The organism is Nonomuraea roseoviolacea subsp. carminata (assembly GCF_024172185.1).
GTDB lineage: Bacteria > Actinomycetota > Actinomycetes > Streptosporangiales > Streptosporangiaceae > Nonomuraea > Nonomuraea roseoviolacea.
Genome location: NZ_JAMZEC010000001.1, coordinates 7,356,567 through 7,377,148, shown reverse-complemented (window position 1 = coordinate 7,377,148; position 20,582 = coordinate 7,356,567). Strand labels below are relative to the sequence as shown.

General features: G+C 71.9%; 16 protein-coding genes. 4 read left to right on the top strand and 12 right to left on the bottom strand.

Annotated elements, in window-relative coordinates:
• Positions 1–132 precede the first annotated feature (132 nt).
• Positions 133–435, bottom strand: a complete 303-nt coding sequence (locus HD595_RS34270) for a hypothetical protein (protein WP_253776386.1) — start codon at positions 433–435, stop codon at positions 133–135.
• A 262-nt stretch (positions 436–697) separates the two neighbouring features.
• Here HD595_RS34270 and HD595_RS34265 point away from each other — a divergent pair, with 262 nt between their 5' ends.
• On the top strand, positions 698–3,724 hold the full coding sequence (locus tag HD595_RS34265) for a toll/interleukin-1 receptor domain-containing protein (RefSeq protein WP_253776385.1): 3,027 nt from the start codon (positions 698–700) through the stop codon (positions 3,722–3,724).
• Positions 3,725–3,740: 16 nt separating this feature from the next.
• Here the strand turns inward: HD595_RS34265 and HD595_RS34260 are convergent, their stop codons facing one another.
• The gene (locus HD595_RS34260) at positions 3,741–5,042 is read right to left on the bottom strand and encodes a replication-associated recombination protein A (RefSeq protein ID WP_420540731.1); all 1,302 of its coding nucleotides are present in this window, start codon (positions 5,040–5,042) and stop codon (positions 3,741–3,743) included.
• A gap of 140 nt (positions 5,043–5,182) precedes the next feature.
• Positions 5,183–5,662, bottom strand: a complete 480-nt coding sequence (locus HD595_RS34255) for a DUF2231 domain-containing protein (protein ID WP_253776383.1) — start codon at positions 5,660–5,662, stop codon at positions 5,183–5,185.
• 171 nt (positions 5,663–5,833) lie between these two features.
• Between HD595_RS34255 and HD595_RS34250 the strand changes: the two genes are divergently transcribed.
• Positions 5,834–6,721 carry a peptidylprolyl isomerase gene (locus HD595_RS34250; protein WP_253776381.1) on the top strand — a complete coding sequence of 296 codons (888 nt, stop codon included), beginning with the start codon at positions 5,834–5,836 and terminating at the stop codon, positions 6,719–6,721.
• 161 nt (positions 6,722–6,882) lie between these two features.
• Here HD595_RS34250 and aspS read toward each other — a convergent pair whose 3' ends face one another.
• Genes aspS through HD595_RS34235 form a run of 3 tightly spaced genes read right to left on the bottom strand, consistent with a single transcriptional unit; the run spans position 6,883 to position 10,552 of the window.
• Complete coding sequence (aspS, locus tag HD595_RS34245; RefSeq protein WP_253776379.1) at positions 6,883–8,619, bottom strand: aspartate--tRNA ligase; 1,737 nt, start codon at positions 8,617–8,619, stop codon at positions 6,883–6,885.
• On the bottom strand, positions 8,616–9,872 hold the full coding sequence (hisS, locus tag HD595_RS34240; protein WP_253776377.1) for a histidine--tRNA ligase: 1,257 nt from the start codon (positions 9,870–9,872) through the stop codon (positions 8,616–8,618). Before hisS ends, aspS begins: the two co-directional genes overlap by 4 nt.
• Positions 9,872–10,552 (bottom strand): MBL fold metallo-hydrolase, encoded by a 681-nt coding sequence (locus HD595_RS34235; protein ID WP_253776375.1) that lies wholly within the window; start codon positions 10,550–10,552, stop codon positions 9,872–9,874. The genes hisS and HD595_RS34235 overlap by 1 nt, the downstream gene beginning before the upstream one ends.
• A gap of 139 nt (positions 10,553–10,691) precedes the next feature.
• Here HD595_RS34235 and HD595_RS34230 point away from each other — a divergent pair, with 139 nt between their 5' ends.
• Complete coding sequence (locus tag HD595_RS34230) at positions 10,692–11,579, top strand: peptidylprolyl isomerase (protein WP_308211292.1); 888 nt, start codon at positions 10,692–10,694, stop codon at positions 11,577–11,579.
• A gap of 60 nt (positions 11,580–11,639) precedes the next feature.
• Positions 11,640–12,869, top strand: a complete 1,230-nt coding sequence (locus HD595_RS34225; RefSeq protein WP_253776371.1) for a DUF349 domain-containing protein — start codon at positions 11,640–11,642, stop codon at positions 12,867–12,869.
• A gap of 146 nt (positions 12,870–13,015) precedes the next feature.
• Here HD595_RS34225 and HD595_RS34220 read toward each other — a convergent pair whose 3' ends face one another.
• From HD595_RS34220 to ruvB, 6 genes are all read right to left on the bottom strand, one after another.
• Positions 13,016–15,208 carry a RelA/SpoT family protein gene (locus HD595_RS34220; protein WP_175594712.1) on the bottom strand — a complete coding sequence of 731 codons (2,193 nt, stop codon included), beginning with the start codon at positions 15,206–15,208 and terminating at the stop codon, positions 13,016–13,018.
• 175 nt (positions 15,209–15,383) lie between these two features.
• Positions 15,384–15,902 (bottom strand): adenine phosphoribosyltransferase, encoded by a 519-nt coding sequence (locus HD595_RS34215; RefSeq protein ID WP_253776369.1) that lies wholly within the window; start codon positions 15,900–15,902, stop codon positions 15,384–15,386.
• A gap of 155 nt (positions 15,903–16,057) precedes the next feature.
• Positions 16,058–17,068 (bottom strand): protein translocase subunit SecF, encoded by a 1,011-nt coding sequence (gene secF / locus HD595_RS34210; RefSeq protein ID WP_253776367.1) that lies wholly within the window; start codon positions 17,066–17,068, stop codon positions 16,058–16,060.
• 1 nt (position 17,069) lies between these two features.
• Entirely contained in the window at positions 17,070–18,887 is a 1,818-nt protein-coding gene (gene secD, locus HD595_RS34205) for a protein translocase subunit SecD (RefSeq protein WP_253776365.1), read from the bottom strand.
• 44 nt (positions 18,888–18,931) lie between these two features.
• The gene (gene yajC / locus HD595_RS34200; protein WP_253776363.1) at positions 18,932–19,282 is read right to left on the bottom strand and encodes a preprotein translocase subunit YajC; all 351 of its coding nucleotides are present in this window, start codon (positions 19,280–19,282) and stop codon (positions 18,932–18,934) included.
• A gap of 261 nt (positions 19,283–19,543) precedes the next feature.
• Entirely contained in the window at positions 19,544–20,575 is a 1,032-nt protein-coding gene (gene ruvB / locus HD595_RS34195; RefSeq protein ID WP_253781402.1) for a Holliday junction branch migration DNA helicase RuvB, read from the bottom strand.
• Between the last annotated feature and the right edge of the window lie 7 nt (positions 20,576–20,582).

Below are 20,582 nucleotides of genomic sequence, written 5' to 3'. Positions count from 1 at the left end.
CGCGCCACGGGCGTCTGGCCGCGGTCGTCCGCAGGTGCGGGCCGGGGTTCGGCGGGCGTGGGTTGTGGTCATTCGCCGGTACGGACGGGGGCCGCGGGCGGGCTGGTGTCATTCCCGAGTGCCGGGACGGGGTCAGCGGGCGGGGGCCGTGGTCATCGGGCGGTGTGGACGGGGCAGGGGGCTGCGGTCATTGGCAGGTGCGGGCCGGGGACATCGGGGGCGTACTCCTGCCAAAGCGGCCAGCGCCCGCTCGATCGACGGCCACAGCTCCGGCGCCGCCGGCAGGCTCGCCTGGTCGCGGAAGACGCGCCGCGCGCGCCGCCGGTACCAGGGTTTGCCCATGGCGCGCAGACCGGCCTCCAGCAGCGGCGCGAGCCGCGCGTCGGCGGTGTGGCTGTAGGAGATGAACGCGTCGTACACCGCCGCCTCGGACACGTCCCGTCCCCTCCCGCGCCGCCGGTCGCCCAGCGCTGACGGTGCGTCTCCTTCGCGGGTCACGCAGGGGAAACCGGGGGCCGCGCGTGGCTGGGAGGTCAGGACGTCATGGGTGGAGCGTCTCGAACCTAGGGCTCCCGGTGGGCGGCCGGTTCCGGGGGTCGTGTGATGCCTTCCCGCGTACGGTGCCGAGCGTGGCACGGACCCCCGGCTCCCCGGGGCGTCCTCGGGACGATTCAGGGAGCCCGGGATGGAGCGCGGCATGGACGGGGACGACGGCGTCGCGTCAGGAGACGGCGCGCGCCCGAGCGCGTCCCGCCGATCCCGCGGCCGGTCGCGTGGACCGGGGCCGCGCGAGTCGGGTGCGCGCGAGTCGGGTGCGCGGGGATCGGTTCCCCGCTGGCCGGGCCGCCGCTGGTCACGCACGCGCCAACCCGGCCCGCTCGGGGCAGGACCGCTCGAACCAGGCTCGCCCGGATCAAGCTTCCGGTGGCCGTGGGCGCGCGGGCGCGGGCGGGGCCGGGCGGGTTACGACGCGTTCGTCTCCTACGCCCACGGCGCCCACGACCGGCTCGCCGTGGCGCTGCAGCGGCGGGTCGAACGCTTCGCCAAGCCCTGGTACCGCAGCCGCGCCCTGCGCGTCTTCATGGACCGGGCGAGCCTGGCCGCGGCCCCCGCGCTGTGGCCGTCGATCGAGCGCGCGCTGGAGGCGTCCGCCTGGTTCATCCTGCTGACCTCGGCCAAGGCGGCCTCCTCGGCCTGGGTGGAGCGGGAGGTCGCGTGGTGGCTGGCCCACCGGTCGCCGCGGCGGCTGCTCGTGGTGGCCCTCGACGGCGGGCTCGCCTGGGACCAGGCGCGCGGCGACTGGGCCGCCTCGGCGGCGGTGCCGGCGGCGCTGCGTGGCGTGCTCCCCCACGAGCCGCTGTGGGTGGACCTGAGCGGCCTCACCAGCGCCGGCACGACACAGATGGGCGCGACCGGTCCCGCCGTACCGGAGTATCCCGTGATCCCCGACGACCTCGTCGCCGCGGTGGCCGCGCCGCTGCGCGGCCTGCCCAAGGACCTCCTGGTGGGCGAGCACCTGCGCGAGCGCCGCCGGACGATGCGCCGGGTGCGTCTCGTGGTCGCCGTTCTGACCGTCCTGCTGGTGACGGCGGTGGCGGCGGCGAGGATCGCGGTGGGCGAGCGGAACGAGGCGCGGACGCAGGCGCGGGTGGCCACCTCGCGCCAGCTCGCCGCGGAGGCGGTCGCCGCGCTCCCGTCCGACCTGGACCGCGCCCAGCTCCTCGCCGTCGCCGGCTACCGGACGGACCGCAACCCGCAGACCCGCTCGGCCCTGTTCCAGGCGGTGACGGCGGCTCCGCATCTGGTGGGATACCTGCACGCGGGGGCGCGGGTGTCGGCCCTGGCGGCGTCCGGTGACGGCCGGGTCGTGGTCGCGGGCACGGCCGACGGGCGGCTCGTGCGGTGGTGCCACGCCTGCGGGACGCGGGAGGAGGCGAAGGCGGCCGGGCGGCCGGTCCAGGACGTCGCGACCGGCGCCGGCGGCTCCGTGGTGGCCGCCGCCGACGGTGAGAGCGCGGTGGTCTGGACGCGCGGGCGGCGGACGGTCCTGGAGGCGGGCCGCCGGCCGGCCAGGGCCGCCGTGTCGCCTTCCGGGCGCTTCGTCGCGCTGCTGGAGGAGCGGCCCGGCGCGGAACGGTCCGTGCTGGCCGTGCACGACCTCGCGCGGGGCACGACGGAGCGGCGGGACCTGCGCCGCGTCTACGCGCGGATCGCCTTCACCGGCGAGTCGGCGATCACGCTGATCGACATGCACGGGCCCTGGGAGCGCCGGGCCGTGTCCGGCCTGCGGCGCCTCACCGGATCCGGCCTCCTCGGCATGCCGGCGGGCGGATACACGCCGGGGACGGCGGTCAGCGGGCGGCACGTCGGGTTCTCCAAGTACGGCGAGGTGACGACCTGGGCGACCACCGGCCCGTCCGAGCCCGTCATCCGGTCGGCCACGGTGCCGCACGTCTTCGCGCAGAGCCTGGCGATCAGCGAGGACGGCAGCCGCGCCGCGGTCGCCCAGAGCGGCACGATCCAGGTGGTGCCGCTGAATCTGGGCACCTCGCCGTCCCCCGTCCTCGCCGAGCTCACGGGGAACGCCGACACCGATCGCGTGGTCTTCGCGGGCGGCCCCACCCGGCTCGCCTCCACCTCGGGGGACGACGTGGTGCTGTGGGACCTGGAACGGTTCTCCCGCCTCGGCGCGGCCACCGAGGTCCGCTCCCTGGAGCAGGACGCCACCGCGGGCCTGCCGCCGCGGCTGGAGTTCTCCCCGAGCGGGCGCCGGCTCGCGCTGGTCAGCGCCGTCGGCCGCGTCGTGACCACGTTCGAGGTGGTCGCGGACCGGCTGTCGGAGGTGTCGAGGAGCGAAGGGGAGGTCGTGGACGCGCAGAGCGACGTGCCGCTGTGGTTCGGCGAGCGGCTGACGCGGCTCGGCCCCGACCGCTCCGGTCTGCGGCTGCTGGACGACGGGAGCGGCCGGGTCCTCGCCCGGTGGCGGGTCCCCGCCGCGGAGGCGCAGGTCTCGGAGGTGCGCCAGGTGCGGAGCACCACGCGCCTCGTCGGCGTGAACAGCACCGGAGCGGTGAGCACGTACGACACACGGACCGGGGAGGTGCGCCGGCTCCACCAGGTGTCCGGCGGCGTCTGGTGGGGCAACACCGCCATCAGGGCGGACGGCGCGGGCGCCGTGACGGGCGCACGCGACGACGACGGCACGGCCTACGTCGACCTGCTCACGGGGGCGGCGCGCGAGGTGGGGAGGGGACGCGCCTCGGGTGTCGTGTTCGTCCGGGACGCGCTCGTCATCCAGCGCGAGAGCGGGCCCCTGGAGCTCTGGGACGTCCAGGGCAGGCGGCTGCTGCGCACCCTGCCCGGTGTCGGCAACCCGGCCGGCGCCCTCGCGGTGAGTCCCGACGGCGGCATGGTGGCGCGCGTCCGCGCCGACGGCTCCGCCGTCCTCACCGCGCTCGCCACCGGGGATCCGGTGGGCACGTTCCCGCTCCCCGTGCCGGCGAACGCGACCAGCCCGACCCCCTGGGACGGCACCGCCATGGCCTTCACCCGCGACGGCCGGCACCTGGTCACCGCCACCTCCGGCGGCCGGCTCGCGCTGTGGCCGGTCGATCCGGCGGACTGGCGGCGCATCGCCTGCCGTACCGCCGGGCGCTCCCTGGCCCCGGCCGAGTGGAACGGCGGGGCGGCCGGCGATCCGCCGCCCGCCTCCTGCGCCCCCTGACCACCGGCCCGCGGGGTCAGGAGCCCCGGAGGAAGTCGCGGATCTTGGCCCAGCGCTCGGCGACCGGGGCCTCCGCGCCGTGCCGGGTGGGCTCGTAGTAGCGCCGCTGCCGCACCTGCTCGGGCGCGTAGTCCTGCCGGACGAGGCCGTGGTCGAAGTCGTGCGGGTACTTGTAGCCCTCGCCGCTGCCGAGCTTGGCGGCGCCCGGGTAGTGGGCGTCGCGCAGGTGGACCGGGACCTGGCCGATGAGGCCGCGCCGGACGTCGCCGGCCGCGGCGCCGATGGCCTTGACGACGGCGTTGGACTTGGGCGCCAGCGCGCAGTGGATGACGGCGTGGGCGAGGTTGATCTGCGCCTCGGGCAGGCCGATGAGCTGGACCGCCTGGGCCACCGCCACCGCGGTCTGCAGGCAGGTGGGGTCGGCCATGCCGACGTCCTCGGAGGCGAAGATGACGATGCGCCGCGCGATGAAGCGCGGGTCCTCCCCCGCCTCGACCATGCGGGCCAGGTAGTGGAGCGCGGCGTCGGCGTCGGAGCCGCGCATCGACTTGATGAACGCGCTGATCACGTCGTAGTGCTGGTCGCCCTGCCGGTCGTAGCGGACGGCCGCCTTGTCGACGGCCCGCTCGACGACCTCGACGGTGATGTCGTCCTCCAGCAGGGCCGCCGCCTCCAGGTACGTCAGCGAGCGGCGGGCGTCGCCGCCGGCCAGCCGTACGAGGTGGTCGAGCGCCTCGGGGGACAGAGTGGCGCGGCCGGCGAGCCCGCGCTCGTCGGCGGCGGCGCGCTCCAGCACGACGCGGATGTCGTCGTCGGTCAGCGACTCCAGCGTGAGCAGCAGCGAGCGCGACAGCAGCGGCGAGATGACGGAGAAGAACGGGTTCTCGGTCGTGGCGCCGATGAAGGTGACCCAGCGGTTCTCGACGGCGGGCAGCAGGGCGTCCTGCTGGGCCTTGTTGAAGCGGTGGACCTCGTCGACGAACAGCACGGTCTGCCGGCCGCTCATGCCCAGCTCGTTGCGGGCCTGCTCGATGGCGGCGCGGACGTCCTTGACGCCGGCCGAGACGGCGGAGACCTCGACGAAGCGGCGCTTGGTGACGTTGGAGACGACGTAGGCGAGCGTGGTCTTGCCGGTGCCGGGCGGTCCCCACAGGAAGAGCGACATGGGCGCCTCGCTCTCGACGAGGCGGCGCAGCGGGGTGCCGGGGCCGAGCAGGTGGCGCTGGCCGATCACCTCGTCGAGGGTCCGGGGCCGCATCCGGACCGCGAGCGGCTGAGGTGTGGCCTGCTCGGCCGCCGAATCGAACAAGCTCTCCACAGCGTGAGATTACACTCTGGACCGCGTTCAGCGGTCCAGAGCAGGCAGCACGTCAGTGCGCCTACTCTGGGCCGCGTGCAGAGCAGGCAGCACGACAGTGCGCCTGCTCTGGGCCGCGTGCAGCGGTCCGGAGCGGTAGGTCAGGAGCTCCACACGGCTCTGGCGCCGGAGTCTCCCGCGCGGAAGCAGAAGTAGGCGGTCACGGCGGCCAGCACCACGACCAGCGCCGACAGGCCCCGCGTGGCGACATGGCCGAAGCGGTCACGGGTGGAGCCACGCGCGGACGTGGTGGCGTACACGAGCACCAGCGAGCCCAGCGCGAGCGCGCTGACCGACAGCAGCAGCGGCACGGCGAAGGACTCGTGCGTCTCGATCCGCTCCCCCAGCGCGCCCCCCGCGGCGGCGAAGCGGGCCTCCCGCAGCCGCTCGCCGCTCTCCTTGGCCGCGAAGACGGCGCCCGGGGCGGCCACGGACAGCAGCACGAGGGCCCAGGCGAGCAGCGGCCGCCGGGCCGGGAGCAACGCGTACGCGACGGCGACCACGGCGAGCAGCGGGGTCAGGACGACGGCGAAATGAATGATCAACGGGTGCGCCGGCAGGCCCAGGATCTGGTCGAACATGGCTCGGGCTCCTTTTCGTCCTTCTGTCACCTACACGTGCCGGAGCGCGAGATGGTTCCGACCTGCTGCGTAACAGTGACCGGTTTTCATCACTTACGTCCATCACATTCAGGTGCCGGTAGCATTCGCGGAGTTGTTCGGTCATGCGTAGGCAAAGTGGAGGACATACCGGTGAGCGGCGAGGACCGCCAGAGCCAGCTGGCGCGGGAGCACAAGGAGCGGCAGGCCCAGCGTGCCGCCGCGCAGTCCGCCAAGGCGCGGCGGAACACCTTCATCGGCGCGGGCGTCGCCGTCGCGGTGGTGGCCGGCGGCATCTTCGCCGCGACCACCCTGGTCAACCGCGACCCGGCCAAGAACGTCGCGGCCGAGAGCACGCCGTCCGCCTCGGCCAGCCCGTCGGCGGCGCTGCCCACGGCCAAGCCCACCCCCACGCACACCGGCCCGGTCACCTGCACCTACAAGCGTGACACCTCGGACGTCCCCCAGAAGTTCGTGGGCATGCCGGGCAAGCGGCCCAACCTGAAGCTCAAGACGATGACCGTGGTCACCAACCACGGCAACATCGTGATCGACCTCGACCCGGCCCTCACGCCGTGCTCGGTCAACTCGATGGCGTTCCTGGCCAAGAAGCACTTCTACGACAACACCAAGTGCCACCGCCTGGTGACGCCGGAGACCTCGGGCCTGTTCCTGCTCCAGTGCGGCGACCCGAAGGCCAAGGCCGACGGCAAGAACCCCACCGACGGCCAGGGCACCGCGGGCTACGTCTTCCCGGACGAGGCCGTCGGAGCCGTCCCGTACACCAAGGGCGTGGTCTTCCTGACCCAGCCGCAGGACGCCGCGGGCCAGAACAGCAGCCAGTTCGCGATCTCGATGTCGGACGAGAACGCGCAGATCGAGCCGCAGTACTCGGTGCTCGGCATGGTGAGCTCCGGCCTGGACATCATCGAGCGGGTGGCCAAGGACGGCGTCATCGTCAACGACCAGGACATCACCGGTGACGGCGGCTCCACCGCGCCGAAGAACCCGGTCATCATCAAGCAGGTCATCGTGAAGTGACCCGCCGCGACTCGAACGGCGACGGCCGCCTCACCGGGATCCCCGGGAGGCGGCCGTCGCCGTTTCCCGCCGGCCACGCTCGGTTTCCCGCCACGAAAGCCGGGCGCCCCGCCTCCGGGAAGGAGACGGGGCGCCGTCAGGACGCCTGTACGGGCCTGTGACTACGCCTCGGCCTTGGGCTGGGCGTCGACACCGGCCTCCTTGCGCTGGGCCGGCGTGATGGGCGTGGGGGCCCCGGTGAGCGGGTCGAAGCCGGACGCCGTCTTCGGGAACGCGATGACGTCACGGATCGAATCGCCGCCCGACAGCAGCATGCAGATGCGGTCCCAGCCGTAGGCGATGCCGCCGTGCGGCGGCGGGCCGTACTTGAACGCCTCCAGCAGGAAGCCGAACTTGCTCTCGGCCTCCTCCTTGGAGATGCCGAGCACGTCGAAGACGCGCTGCTGCATCTCGGCGCGGTGGATACGGATGGAGCCGCCGCCGATCTCCATGCCGTTGCAGACCATGTCGTAGGCGTAGGCCAGGGCCTCGGCCGGGTGGTCCTGGAAGTTGTCGGCCCACTCCGGCTTGGGACCGGTGAACGGGTGGTGCACGGCCGTCCAGCCGCCCTCGCCGTCCTCCTCGAACATGGGCGCGTCGACCACCCACAGGAACGACCACTGCGACTCGTCGATCAGCCCGCAGCGGCGGCCGATCTCCAGCCGGGCGGCGCCCAGCAGGTCGCGCGCGGCGTTGCGGGCGCCCGCCGCGAAGAAGATCGCGTCGCCCGGCTCGGCCTTGACCTGGGCGGCCAGGCCGGACAGCTCGTCCTCCGACAGGTTCTTGGCGACGGGGCCGCCGAGCGTGCCGTCGGGCTGCACGAGCACGTAGGCCAGGCCCTTGGCGCCGCGCGAGCGGGCCCACTCCTGCCAGCCGTCGAGCTCCTTGCGGGTCTGCGAGGCCCCGCCGGGCATGACGACCGCGCCGACGTACTCGGCCTGGAAGACCCGGAACGTGGTGCCGGAGAAGTAGTCGGTCATCTCGACGAGCTCCTGGCCGAAGCGCAGGTCGGGCTTGTCGGAGCCGTAGCGGGCCATCGCGTCGGCGTAGGTCATGCGCGGCAGCGGCATGGGGATCTCGTAGCCGAGCACCTCGCGCCACAGGCGGCCGATCAGCTTCTCGCCGACCGCGATGACGTCCTCCTGGTCGACGAAGGACATCTCGATGTCGATCTGGGTGAACTCGGGCTGCCGGTCGGCGCGCAGGTCCTCGTCGCGGTAGCACTTGGCGAGCTGGTAGTAGCGCTCCAGGCCGGCGACCTGGAGGAGCTGCTTGAACAGCTGCGGCGACTGCGGCAGGGCGTACCAGTTGCCGGGCTGCAGGCGGACCGGCACGAGGAAGTCGCGGGCGCCCTCGGGGGTGGAGCGGGTCAGCGTCGGCGTCTCGACGTAGACGAAGCCGAGCTCGTTGAGCACCTCGTTGGCCAGGTAGGTGGCCTTGGAGCGGGTGCGCATGGCCTGGGCGACCTGCTGGCGGCGGATGTCGAGGTAGCGGTACTTGAGGCGGGCCTCCTCGGAGACGCCGACGTTGCCCTCGATGGGGAACGGCAGCGGCGCCGACTCGCTCAGCACCTCGACCTCCTCGGCCACCACCTCGATGGCGCCGGTGGGCAGGTCGGGGTTCTCGTTGCCCTCCGGGCGCACGCGCACCTGGCCGACGACCTTCACGCAGTACTCGGCGCGCAGGTCGTGGGCGTGGTCCTCCTCGCGGAAGACCACCTGCGCCGAGCCGGAGGCGTCGCGCAGGTCGATGAAGACCACACCGCCGTGGTCACGGCGCCGGGCCACCCATCCCGCGAGCGTCACCTGCTGCCCGGCGTGCTCCTCACGGAGCGACCCGGCCGTATGCGTGCGAATCACTGCACTTTCCCTTTCAGAACGTCGACGACCTGGGCCAGCGGCACCTCGGTCTGCTCAGCGGTGGTCAGGTCCTTCAGCTGGACGGCCTCGGCCGCCAGGTCGCGCTCGCCCAGGATCAGCGCGAAGCGGGCGCCGGAGCGGTCGGCCCCCTTCATCGCCCCCTTGAGCCCCTTGCCGCCGAAGGCCATGTCGGCGGCGACACCGGCCGCCCGCAGCTCGCTCAGGAGCTTGAACATGGCCCGCGCCGCCTCCTCGCCCAGCGCCACACCGTACACCTCGCAGCGGGACGGGGTCGCCGGCGCTACGCCCTCGCGCTCCAGGGCGATGACCGTGCGGTCGAGGCCGAGCCCGAAGCCGATGCCGGGCAGCGGCGGCCCGCCGATCGCCTCCGACAGCCCGTCGTAGCGCCCGCCGCCGCCGATGCCGGACTGCGCGCCCAGCAGAGGGTGGTCGAACTCGAACGTGGTGCGGGTGTAGTAGTCGAGCCCGCGCACGAGCCTGGGGGCGTCCTCCCACGTGATGCCGAGGTCGGCCAGGAGCTGCTTGACGCGGTCGTGGTAGGCCTTGCAGTCGGCGCAGAGGTGGTCGCCGATGAGGGGCGCGCCTTCGAGCTGCGCGCGGACCTCGGGGCGCTTGTCGTCCAGCACCCGCAGCGGGTTGACCTCGATGCGGGCCCGGGTGGCCTCGTCGAGGTCGAGCGCGCGCAGGAACTCCTGGAGCCGGGCCCGGTAGATCGGCCGGCACTCCTTGCAGCCCAGCGAGTTGAGCAGCAGCCGCACCTGGGTGAGCCCGAGCGCGGTGTACCACTGCCAGGCCAGCGCGATGGTCTCGGCGTCGACGGCCGGGTCCTCGCTGCCGATCGCCTCCAGGTCGAGCTGGTAGAACTGCCGGTAGCGGCCCTCCTGGGGCGCCTCGGCGCGGAAGACGGGGCCGTCGGTCCACACCTTCACCGGGAGCTGGCCGCGGTGCAGGCCGTACTCCAGGACCGCGCGCAGCACGCCGGCGGTGAACTCCGGGCGCAGCGTCAGCGACCGGCCGCCGCGGTCGGTGAAGGTGTACATCTCCTTGCTGACGACGTCGGTGGACTCGCCGACGCCACGGGCGAAGAGCTGGGTGTCCTCGAAGACCGCGGTCTCCATGCGCGCGTAGCCGGCGCGCCTGGCCGTCTCCGCGAACGCCGCGCGGATCGCGGAGAACGTCGCCGCCTGCGGCGGCACATACTCCTTGACACCTTTGGGTGCTTGGAAGTTCATCAGATCCCTCGTCTGGGACCGGCGTGCGGCGCGGCCTCCTTGAGATAAGGATTGGTGGCGCGCTCGTGGCCGATCGTGGTCTGTGGTCCGTGGCCCGGCAGGACGACCGTATCGTCAGGCAGCGTCAGGCACTTGGCGGCCAGGCTGCGCAGGATCGTCGGGTAGTCGCCGCCCGGCAGGTCGGTGCGGCCGATGGAGCCGGCGAACAGCAGGTCGCCCGCGAACATGATCGCGTCGTCGGGCAGCCGGAAGCTCACCGACCCCCTGGTATGGCCGGGCGTGTGGTCCACCGTGAACTCCAGCCCCGCCAGCGGGAGCGTGGCGCCGTCGGACAGCTCGCGCACGTCGTCGGGCTCGCTCAGCGTGATGCCGCCGAAGAAGTCGGAGCCGGGCCCCGACCAGCCCGCGCCGGGGTCGGTCAGCAGGTGGCGGTCGTCGGGGTGGATCCAGGCCGGCACGTCCCGCGCGCCGCACACCGGCGCCACCGACCAGACGTGGTCGAGGTGGCCGTGGGTGAGCAGGACCGCCACCGGCTTGAGCCGGTGCTCGCGCAGCAGCTCCTCGACCCCGTCCACGGCGTCCTGACCAGGGTCGACGATCACGCACTCCTCGCCCGCGGCGGGCGCGATGACGTAACAATTGGTCTGGAAGGCCCCTGCGGGGAAGCCTGCGATGAGCATCTGCCTCAGGTGATCTCGTCAAAAAAGCCAATGGGAATGTAACCGAAGGGTACCGGTGCGGGTCGCCGGGCTGCGAATCATCGCCCGTTGGCCGATACGATTCGCCCACCTCAGTTGATTGACTATGGGAGGCAAAGCGGTGGCCACGGGGAAGGACCGGCAGAAGCAGCTGGCGCGCGAGCACCACGAGCGGCAGTTGCAGCGCCGCATCGAGCGCGAGCAGAAGGCCAAGCGCACCGCGATCATCGGCTCCACGGTCGGGGTCGTGGTCGTGGTGGGCGGCATCGTGGCCGCGGTCGCGCTGCTGGGCGGCGACCCCGCCAAGGAGGCGGCGGCCTCGCCCACCGCCTCGGCGCAGGAGACCTCCGCGCCCCAGGACACCGCCTCGGCCTCGCCCGCCGCGCAGGCCAAGCCGTACGACCCGAAGACGGGCACGTGCGGCTACGTGGCCGACACCGCGGGCGGCAACGTCAAGAACGTCGGCATGCCGCCGGCCAAGGTGTCGCTCAAGCCCGCCACCAGGCTGATGACGCTGAAGACCAACCTCGGCGACATCGAGGTCACCCTCGACAACGCCAAGGCGCCCTGCACCGTCAACTCCCTGGCGTTCCTGGCCAAGAAGAACTACTACGACGGCAGCAAGTGCCACCGCCTCGGCAGCGACAAGTTCCCGATGCTGCAGTGCGGCGACCCGACGGCCAAGGCCGACGGCAAGAGCTCCGGCGACGGCACCGGCGGCCCCGGCTACGTGATGGCCGAGGAGAACCTCAAGGGCGCCGCGTACAAGCGCGGTGTCATGGCGATGGCCAAGACGCAGGCGCCGGGAAGCACAGGCAGCCAGTTCTTCCTGGTGTACGGCGATATCGGACTTACCCCGGATTACACGCCGGTGGGTACGATCACGAAGGGGCTCGACATCCTGGACAAGGTCAACAAGGCGGGCGTCATCGGTGACGCCGGCGACGGCACGGGAGCACCCAAGGAAACCGTCGAAATCAAAGACGTGACAATAGCTGGCAAGAGCTGACGTAATACAACAAGGGACGTCATGTCCCGAAGGGTCTGATGGAAAGTGCGGGAGGACACGGTGAGCACCGACCCGTGGGGCCGGGTAGACGACGACGGCACCGTCTACGTGCGTACGGCTGAGGGAGAGCGCGCCGTCGGCTCCTGGCAGGCCGGTGAACCCGAGGAAGCGCTGGCGTACTTCCATCGCAAGTACGACGAGCTGGCCGGCCAGGTTCAGCTGCTGGAGCAGCGGGTCAAGGGCACCGACCTGGCGCCGGCCCAGGCCGAGGCCAGCATCGTCAAGCTGCGCGAGGCCGTGGCCGAGGCGCACGCGGTGGGCGACCTCGGCGCGCTGACCGCGCGGCTCGACGGCCTGTCCGAGCTGGTCGCGCACCGCCGCGAGGAGGTCAAGGCCGCCCGCGAGCACGCCCGCGCCGAGGCCAGGGCGGTCAAGGAGCGCATCGTCGCCGAGGCCGAGCGCATCGCCGACGAGACGACCCACTGGAAGTCCGGCGGCGAGCGGCTGCGCCAGCTCGTCGAGGAGTGGAAGGCCGCCGACCGCATCGACCGGGTCACCGAGGCGGCCCTGTGGAAGCGGCTGTCGGCCGCCCGCACCGCGTTCGCCAAGCGCCGCAAGCAGTACTTCGCGGGCCTCGACGAGCAGCGCGAGGGCGTGCGCGCCGCCAAGGAGCGCATCGTCGCCGAGGCCGAGGCCATCGCCGGCTCGACCGACTGGGGCGGCACGGCCGCGGCGTACCGCGACCTGATGCAGCAGTGGAAGAGCGCCGGCCGGGCCTCGCGCGAGGTCGAGGACGAGCTGTGGGCCCGCTTCAAGGGCGCCCAGGACCAGTTCTTCCAGGCGCGTTCGGCGGTGTTCGCCGAGCGCGACGCCTCGCTCGCGGCCAACGCCGAGGTCAAGGAGCAGCTGCTGGCCGAGGCCGAGAAGATCCTGCCGGTCACCGACGTGCGCGCCGCGCGCTCCGCGCTGCGCCACCTCGTGGAGCGGTGGGAGGCCGCCGGACCGGTGCCGCGCGACCAGCGCGACCGCCTGGAGGGCGGGCTGCGCAAGGTGGACGACGCCGTCCGCCGGGCCGAGGAGGCCGAGTGGAAGCGCTCCAACCCCGAGGCGCGCGCCCGCGCCCAGAGCACCGTCGACCAGCTCCGCACCTCGATCGAGCAGCTCGAGAAGCGGCTGGCCAAGGCGCGTGACGCGGGGCGGGCCAAGGACGTCAAGGAGGCCGAGGAGGCCCTGACGGCCCGCCGCTCGTGGCTGGAGGAGGCCGAGCGCACCCTGGCCGAGTTCAGCTGACCGGCCACTGAGCGCCTCACGCGCCTGGCCGGCACGCGCGCCTCGCGTGCCTGTCCGGCACGCACCCGCGCGGGCGACGGGGGTCGCCTGCGTGGGCGGGGCTGCCGGCTTCCTGGGCGGGGCCGTCAGCTTCCGGCGCGGAGCCGTCAGCTTCCGGCGCCGCTGACGCGGTAGACGTCGAAGACGCCCTGGATGTTGCGCACGGCCTTGAGCACGTGGCCCAGGTGCTTGGGGTCGCCCATCTCGAAGGTGAACTTGCTGACCGCCACCCGGTCGCGCGAGGTGGTGACCGAGGCGCTCAGGATGTTGACGTGCTGGTCGGACAGCGTGCGCGTGACGTCGGACAGCAGCCGCGGCCGGTCGAGGGCCTCGACCTGGATGGCGACCAGGAACACCGAGTCGTCGCCGGGCGACCAGCTCACCTCGACCAGGCGGTCCGGCTGCTCCTTGAGCTGCTGGACGTTCGTGCAGTCGGCCCGGTGGACCGACACGCCGTGGCCGCGGGTGACGAAACCGACGATCTCGTCGCCGGGCACCGGGGTGCAGCACTTCGACAGGCGCACCCACACGTCGGCGTCGCCCGCGACGACCACGCCCGCGCCGCCTCCGCCCCTGGGGCGGCCGCGCAGCCGCGTCGGCAGCGACGTCTCGGCGATGTCCTCCTCGGCGCTCTCGACGCCGCCGATGGACGTCACGAGCTTCTGCACGACCGTCTGGGCGGCCACGTGGCCCTCGCCGACGGCCGCGTACAGGGCCGACACGTCGGGGTAGCGCAGGTCGCGGGCCAGCGCCAGCAGCGCCTCGCCGGACATCAGCCGCTGCAGCGGCAGCCCCTGCTTGCGCATGGCCCGGCCGATGGCCTCCTTGCCCGCCTCGATCGCGGTCTCGCGGCGCTCCTTGGAGAACCACTGCCGGATCTTGTTGCGGGCCCGGCCCGACTTGACGAACTTCAGCCAGTCGCGCGACGGCCCGGCGTCGGGCGACTTGGAGGTGAAGATCTCGACCGTGTCGCCGTTGCCCAGGCGCGACTCCAGCGGCACCAGGCGGCCGTTGACGCGGGCGCCGATGCAGCGGTGGCCGACCTCGGTGTGCACGGCGTAGGCGAAGTCGACCGGCGTCGCACCCTCGGGCAGCGCGATGACCTGCCCCTTCGGGGTGAACACGTAGACCTCGGAGACCGACAGGTCGAAGCGGAGCGACTCCAGGAACTCGCCCGGGTCGGAGGTCTCCTTCTGCCAGTCGAGGAGCTGGCGCAGCCAGGCCATGTCGCTGCCCGGCTTGACCTTGCCCTGGGGGCCGGGGGCGCCGACCTCCTCCTTGTACTTCCAGTGGGCGGCCACGCCGTACTCGGCCCGGTGGTGCATGGCGTGGGTGCGGATCTGCAGCTCCACCGGCTTGCCCTCGGGGCCGATCACCGTGGTGTGCAGCGACTGGTACATGTTGAACTTCGGCATCGCGATGTAGTCCTTGAACCGGCCGGGCACCGGGTTCCATCGCGCATGGATCGTTCCGAGGGCCGCATAGCAGTCGCGCACGCTGTCGACGAGGACCCGGATGCCGACCAGGTCGTAGATGTCGTCGAAGGCGACGTCGCGGGCGATCATCTTCTGGTAGACGGAGTAGTAGTGCTTGGGCCGGCCCTTGACCACCGCGCGGATCTTGGCGTCGCGCAGATCGCCGGAGACCTTCTCGATGACCTCCTGCAGGAACAGGTCGCGGCGCGGGGCCCGCTCCGACACCATGCGCGCGATCTCGTCGTAGCGCTTGGGGTAGAGCATCGCGAACGCGAGGTCCTCCAGCTCCCACTTGATGGTGTTCATGCCCAGGCGGTGGGCGAGCGGGGCGAAGATCTCCAGCGTCTCGCGGGACTTCTGGTGGCGCTTGTGCTCGGGCAGGTAGCGCATGGTGCGCATGTTGTGCAGCCGGTCGGCCAGCTTGATGATCAGAACGCGGATGTCGCGGGACATGGCGACGACCATCTTGCGGACGGTCTCGGCCTGCGCCGCGTCGCCGAACTTGACCTTGTCCAGCTTGGTCACGCCGTCGACGAGCGAGCCGATCGTGTCGCCGAAGTCGGCGCGCAGCTCGTCGAGGCCGTAAGAGGTGTCCTCGACGGTGTCGTGCAGCAGGGCCGCGCACAGCGTCTCGTCGTCGGTGCCGAGCTCGGCCAGGATCGTCGCGACGGCCAGCGGGTGGGTGATGTACGGGTCGCCCGACTTGCGCTTCTGGTCGCGGTGGTGGTGGGCGGCGACCTCGTAGGCGCGCTCGATGAGGCGCAGGTCGGCCTTGGGATGGGTGGCACGGACCGTGCGGAACAGCGGCTCCAGCACCGGGTTCATGGCCCCACCCCCAAAGCGGCGCCGACGCGTCGCAGGAGCGCCGCCGGCAGGTTCGGCACTTCCTGCGTCGGTTACGTCGGGCACGACCACATCACGGGGCACACAGACTCCTCATGTTCGAGTCCAGGTCCCCCAGTGTATCCAGGCGCGAAACCTGGCCTCCCGCGGGTCCGGCTCAGACGATCACCAGGGAGCGCAGGTCCACCCCCGTGAGGCGCTCGCGCCCCTTGAGGAAGGCCAGCTCCATGAGCATGGCGACGCCGACGACCTCCGCCCCGGCCCTGCGCACGAGCTCCACGGTCGCCTCCGCCGTGCCGCCGGTGGCGAGCACGTCGTCGACGATGAGCACCCGGTCGCCCTGGTTGAAGGCGTCGCGGTGGACCTCGATGGTCGCGGAGCCGTACTCCAGATCGTAGGACTCCTCGAGCGTTTCGGAGGGGAGTTTGCCCTTTTTCCGTACGGGCACGAATCCGGCCCCGGCGCGGTAGGCGACGGGAGCGGCCAGGATGAAGCCCCGCGCCTCGATGCCGACGATCTTGTCGGCGGGGTGCCACCCGGCCACCTCGTCCACCACGGCCGCGAACGCCGCGTGGTCGGCGAGCAGCGGGCTGATGTCCTTGAACAGCACGCCTGGCTTGGGGTAGTCGGGCACGTCCCTGATCCGGTCGAGGATCAGCGCGCTGAGGTCGGTCATGTCGGGACTCCTTCGGGAGGTCTCGTGTCGCCCGCGGGCGTCACGAGGTGGGGCGGACGTGCGGCGGGCGACCGGCGGTCGTCACGGGGCGGGGGGCGGGGCGGACGTGCGGCGGGGCGGGACGGCGTGGTGCCGGCCCGCCCCGCGTGTCATGCTCAGCCCTTGGCGACGGCCGCGTTCTCGGAGCCCTTGGACCCCTTGCCGGACTTCTTGCCGCCACCGCCGCTCGCGGCGGCGACGCGCCGGGCGATGGCCTGGTACTTCGGCTCGCGCTCCTTCAGCGTCACCAGCAGCGGCGTGGCGACGCACAGCGAGGAGTACGTACCGACGATCATGCCGACGAACAGCGCCAGCGACAGGTCCTTCAGCGTGCCCGCGCCGAGCAGCGTGGTGCCGATGAACAGGATCGCCGCCACCGGCAGGATCGCGACCAGCGACGTGTTCAGCGACCGGATCAGCGTGTGGCTGAGGGCGTTGTTGGCCGCCATCGAGTACGTCTGCTTGGACGTCGTGCCCAGCTTGGCCGTGACCTCCTTGATCATGTCGAACACCACGACCGCGTCGTAGAGCGAGTAACCGAGGATGGTCAGGAAGCCCAGCAGCGTCGCCGGGGTGACCTCGAAGCCGGACCAGGCGTAGATGCCCGCGGTGATGACGAGGTCGTGGACGAGGGCGACGATGGCGGCCAGCGCCATCTTCGGCTCGAACGCCATCGACAGGTACAGGATGATCGCCAGCATGAAGACGCCGAGGCCGATCCAGGCTTTGTGGGAGACCTCACCACCCCAGGAGGCGCCGATCGACTGCACGTCGATCTGCTCCTTGACGTCGTACTTCTCCTTGATCACCTGCTGCAGCTTGGCCGTGGTGGCCTCGGAGAGGTCCTCGCTGGTGATGCGGTAGCGCTGGTTGGTCGTCTGGACGATCGCCTGGTGGACGCCCTCGCTGCGGAACGTGTCGCGGACGTCCTCGACGGTCGTGGCCACGGCCGGCTTGAACGAGATGACCGAGCCGCCCTTGAACTCCACACCCAGGTTGAGGCCGTTGATCAGCAGACCGGCGATGGAGACGATCAGCAGAAAGCCGGACAGGCTGTACCAGAGCTTCCAGCGGCCGACGAAGTCGATGTCGATCTCGCCGCGGTAGAGGCGACGCCCCAGTCCCATGTCAGGCCTCCTGCGGGGTGGTCGTACGGCCGGCGGAGCCGGAGTGGTCGGCGCTCATGCGCTCGGAGTCGAGGCCGGACAGCGGATGCCCCTTGGCGAAGAACTTCAGCCTGGCGAGCATCGCGATGAACGGCTTGGTGAACAGGAACACGACCACGATGTCGATGAGCGTGGTCAGGCCCATGGCGAACGCGAAGCCGGCCACGCCGCCGACCGCCAGCGCGTAGAGCACGACCGCCGCGATGAACATGACGGCGTCGGCGATCAGGATCGTGCGCCGGGCGCGGACCCAGGCCACCTCGACGGCGGCGCGCAGGGTGCGCCGCCCCTCCTTCATCTCGTCACGGATGCGTTCGAAGTAGACGATGAAGGAGTCGGCGGTGATGCCGATCGAGACCACCAGGCCGATGATGTGCGGCAGCGAGAGCCGGAAGTTGGCGTTGTGGCCGAGCACGACCACGGCCGTGTAGGTGAGGATCGTGGCGACCACGAGGCTCAGCACCGCGACGATGCCGAGGCCGCGGTAGTAGAGCAGGCTGTAGACGACCACGAGGGCCAGGCCGATGACGCCGGCGATCAGGCCGCCCTGGAGCTGGTCCTGGCCGAGGGTCGAGGAGACCGTCTCGGCCGAGCTGCGGTTGAACTTCAGCGGGAGCGCGCCGTACTTGAGCTGCTCGGCCAGGTCGGTGGCGCTCTTCTGGTCGAAGCCGCCGGTGATCTCGGCGCGGCCGCCGGGGATGGCGCTGATGATGTTCGGGGCGGTGATGACGACGCCGTCGAGGACGACCGCGACCTTGTTGCGGGGCTCCGGCGCGCTGACGGCCTGGCCGGTGAGCGTGGCCCACGTGCTCGCGCCCTTGGACTTGAAGTCGAGCTGGACGAGCCACTCGGTGGTGCCCTGGCGGACACCCGCGGAGGCGGTGTCGATGTCGGTGCCGACGACCTTGGCCTTGTCGAGGACGTACTTGTAGCTGCCGTCGCTCTCACAGGCCGCGTACTGCTTGTTGGGGTCGTCCTGGACGCCCTGGCCGCGCTTCTTCGGGTCGGTGCAGTCGAGGGTCTGGAACTGCTTGAGCACCGCCGGGTCGATGCCGGTGGTGTCGATGTTGGGGTTGGCCGGCTGCTGCGTGCTGCTCGGCGTGGCCGCCGGGGTCGGGGTGGCCTTCGCGTCCTGGCCCTTGTGCCGCTGCTGCCGCTGGTCGGACTGGGCGCCGCGGGTGGTCTCCGGCTTGGCGGCCTGGCCCGTCGCGGTGGGCGTGGGCGCGGTCAGGGCCGAGGACAGCGCCTTGCCCGTCGGGGACACGGACGGACCGGGCGTGCCCGCCGAACGGGTGGAGGACGGCTGGGGCTTGGCCGACGACGTGCTCTTCGGCGACGCCGAGCCGGACGGGGTGGCGCCCGGCGTCGGCGCCTGGGTGGGGAGGTCCTGCGGGAGCTGCGTGGCCTCCATGGCGAGCACCTGGCGGAAGCGCAGCTCCGCGGTGGTCGAGACCAGCCCGATCGCCTCGTTCTGCCCGACGCCCGGGATCGAGATGATGATGTTGTCACCGGACTTGGCGACCTCGGCGTCGGAGATGCCGTTGCCGTTGACCCGGTCGCGGATGATGTTGACCGCGCGGTCGAGGATCTCCTCGGGCGGCGAGGCACCGTTCTGGGTCACCGGTGTCAGCGTCAACGTCGTGCCGCCCGCGAGGTCGAGTCCGAGCTTCGGCGTGAACGCCTTCTGCAGGAACATCGTCCCGCCCAGGGCGAGAATGAGCGCCAGGAGCAGCAGGAGCGTCCGCCCCGGCTTGCTGTGGCTGCTGGTCGGTCGGGCCACTGGTCGTCTGTTCTTTCGGATAGAGGTTTGTCGCAGAAGCCTAGTCAGGACTTCGTGGTGTCCTGGCCGTCGTTGCGCTCGGAGGCGGTGCCGGTCGTGCCGTCCTTGTCCGTCTCGACGTCCGTCTTCACGGCGTCGGACACGTCGTCCGCCTGGGGTTCGTCGGCCACCGGCTCGCCGGGGGTGACGACTCGCCCGATCGCGGCCTTCACCCACCGGGTCTCGATCCCGGGTGCCACCTCGAGGACCACGTCCTCATTCTCCACCGCGACCACGGTGCCGAACAGGCCCGTCGTCGTCATCACCCGCGCCCCGGGGGTCAGGCTGTTCTGCATCTGGGCCGCTTCCTGCTGACGCTTGCGCTGCGGACGAATCAGCAGGAAGTAGAACACCACCACCAGGAGAATCAGCGGCAGGATACTCGTGAGTTGACCCGTGTTCATAAGGGGCGACCTTCCATCTTCGTACAAGAAGTTGACACCGGCGTCGCGCCGGAAATTCCGGGCTGTGCCTCCGGGGCCGCGCCGCTCAGCCCGTCAGCCTACACAGCCAGCCAAACCACGGAGTGTAGGCCGTTGTTGCGAAACGCGGCAACGAGGCAGCGTTTCGCCGCGCGGGGAAGTTCCCCATTCGAAACGGTTGCAACCGTTCTGTAATCAGTCGAAATGCGCCGCTCCGAAGGCGTCCGGAGGCGGGGTCATTCCCAGGTGGTGCCAGGCCGCGGCGGTCGCGACCCGGCCGCGCGGGGTCCTGGCCAGCAGTCCCTGCCGGACGAGGAACGGCTCGGCGACCACCTCGACCGTCTCGGGCTCCTCCCCCACGGCCACGGCCAGCGTGGACAGGCCCACCGGTCCGCCCCCGAACTTGCGCAGCAGCACGCCGAGCACCGCCCGGTCGAGCCGGTCGAGCCCCTCGGCGTCGACCTCGTACAGGTCGAGCGCGGCGGAGGCGACGTCGCGGTCGATGACGCCCTCGGCACGCACGTCGGCGAAGTCGCGCACCCGGCGCAGCAGCCGGTTGGCGATGCGGGGCGTGCCGCGCGAGCGGCGGGCGATCTCGTGGGCGCCCTCGGGCGGCAGGCTCACGCCGAGCAGCCGCGACGAGCGGTGCAGCACCTGCTCCAGCTCGTCCACCTCGTAGAAGTCCATGTGCGCGGTGAAGCCGAAGCGGTCGCGCAGCGGCGCGGGCAGCAGGCCCGCGCGGGTGGTGGCGCCGACGAGCGTGAACGGCGCGATGTCGAGCGGGATGGCGGTCGCGCCGGGTCCCTTGCCGACGACGATGTCGACCCGGAAGTCCTCCATGGCGAGGTAGAGCATCTCCTCGGCGGGCCGGGCCATCCGGTGGATCTCGTCGATGAACAGCACCTCGCCCTCGGCCAGCGTCGACAGGATGGCCGCCAGGTCACCGGCCCGCTCCAGGGCGGGGCCCGAGGTGATGCGGAGCGGGGCGCTCAGCTCGGCCGCGATGATCATAGCCAGGGTCGTCTTGCCGAGCCCGGGAGATCCGCTCATCAGCACGTGGTCGGGCGGCCGGTTGCGGCGCAGGGCGCTCTCCAGGACGAGCGAGAGCTGCTCGCGCACGCGGCCCTGGCCGATGAACTCGGCCAGCCGCTTGGGGCGCAGGGCCGCCTCGATCTGCAGGTCGTCGCCGTCGGCGTCGGGCGACACGAGGTCGCGCTCCAGGCTCACTTCCGCG

What these genes read in the sequence shown, in the direction of transcription:
- HD595_RS34215 (WP_253776369.1), bottom strand. Translation starts at nt 15,902, where the DNA reads ATGACCGACCTCAGCGCGCTGATCCTCGACCGGATCAGGGACGTGCCC.
- HD595_RS34255 (WP_253776383.1), bottom strand. Translation starts at nt 5,662, where the DNA reads ATGTTCGACCAGATCCTGGGCCTGCCGGCGCACCCGTTGATCATTCAT.
- HD595_RS34235 (WP_253776375.1), bottom strand. Translation starts at nt 10,552, where the DNA reads ATGCTCATCGCAGGCTTCCCCGCAGGGGCCTTCCAGACCAATTGTTAC.
- HD595_RS34265 (WP_253776385.1), top strand. Translation starts at nt 698, where the DNA reads ATGGACGGGGACGACGGCGTCGCGTCAGGAGACGGCGCGCGCCCGAGC.
- secF (WP_253776367.1), bottom strand. Translation starts at nt 17,068, where the DNA reads ATGGGACTGGGGCGTCGCCTCTACCGCGGCGAGATCGACATCGACTTC.
- hisS (WP_253776377.1), bottom strand. Translation starts at nt 9,872, where the DNA reads ATGAACTTCCAAGCACCCAAAGGTGTCAAGGAGTATGTGCCGCCGCAG.
- HD595_RS34220 (WP_175594712.1), bottom strand. Translation starts at nt 15,208, where the DNA reads ATGAACCCGGTGCTGGAGCCGCTGTTCCGCACGGTCCGTGCCACCCAT.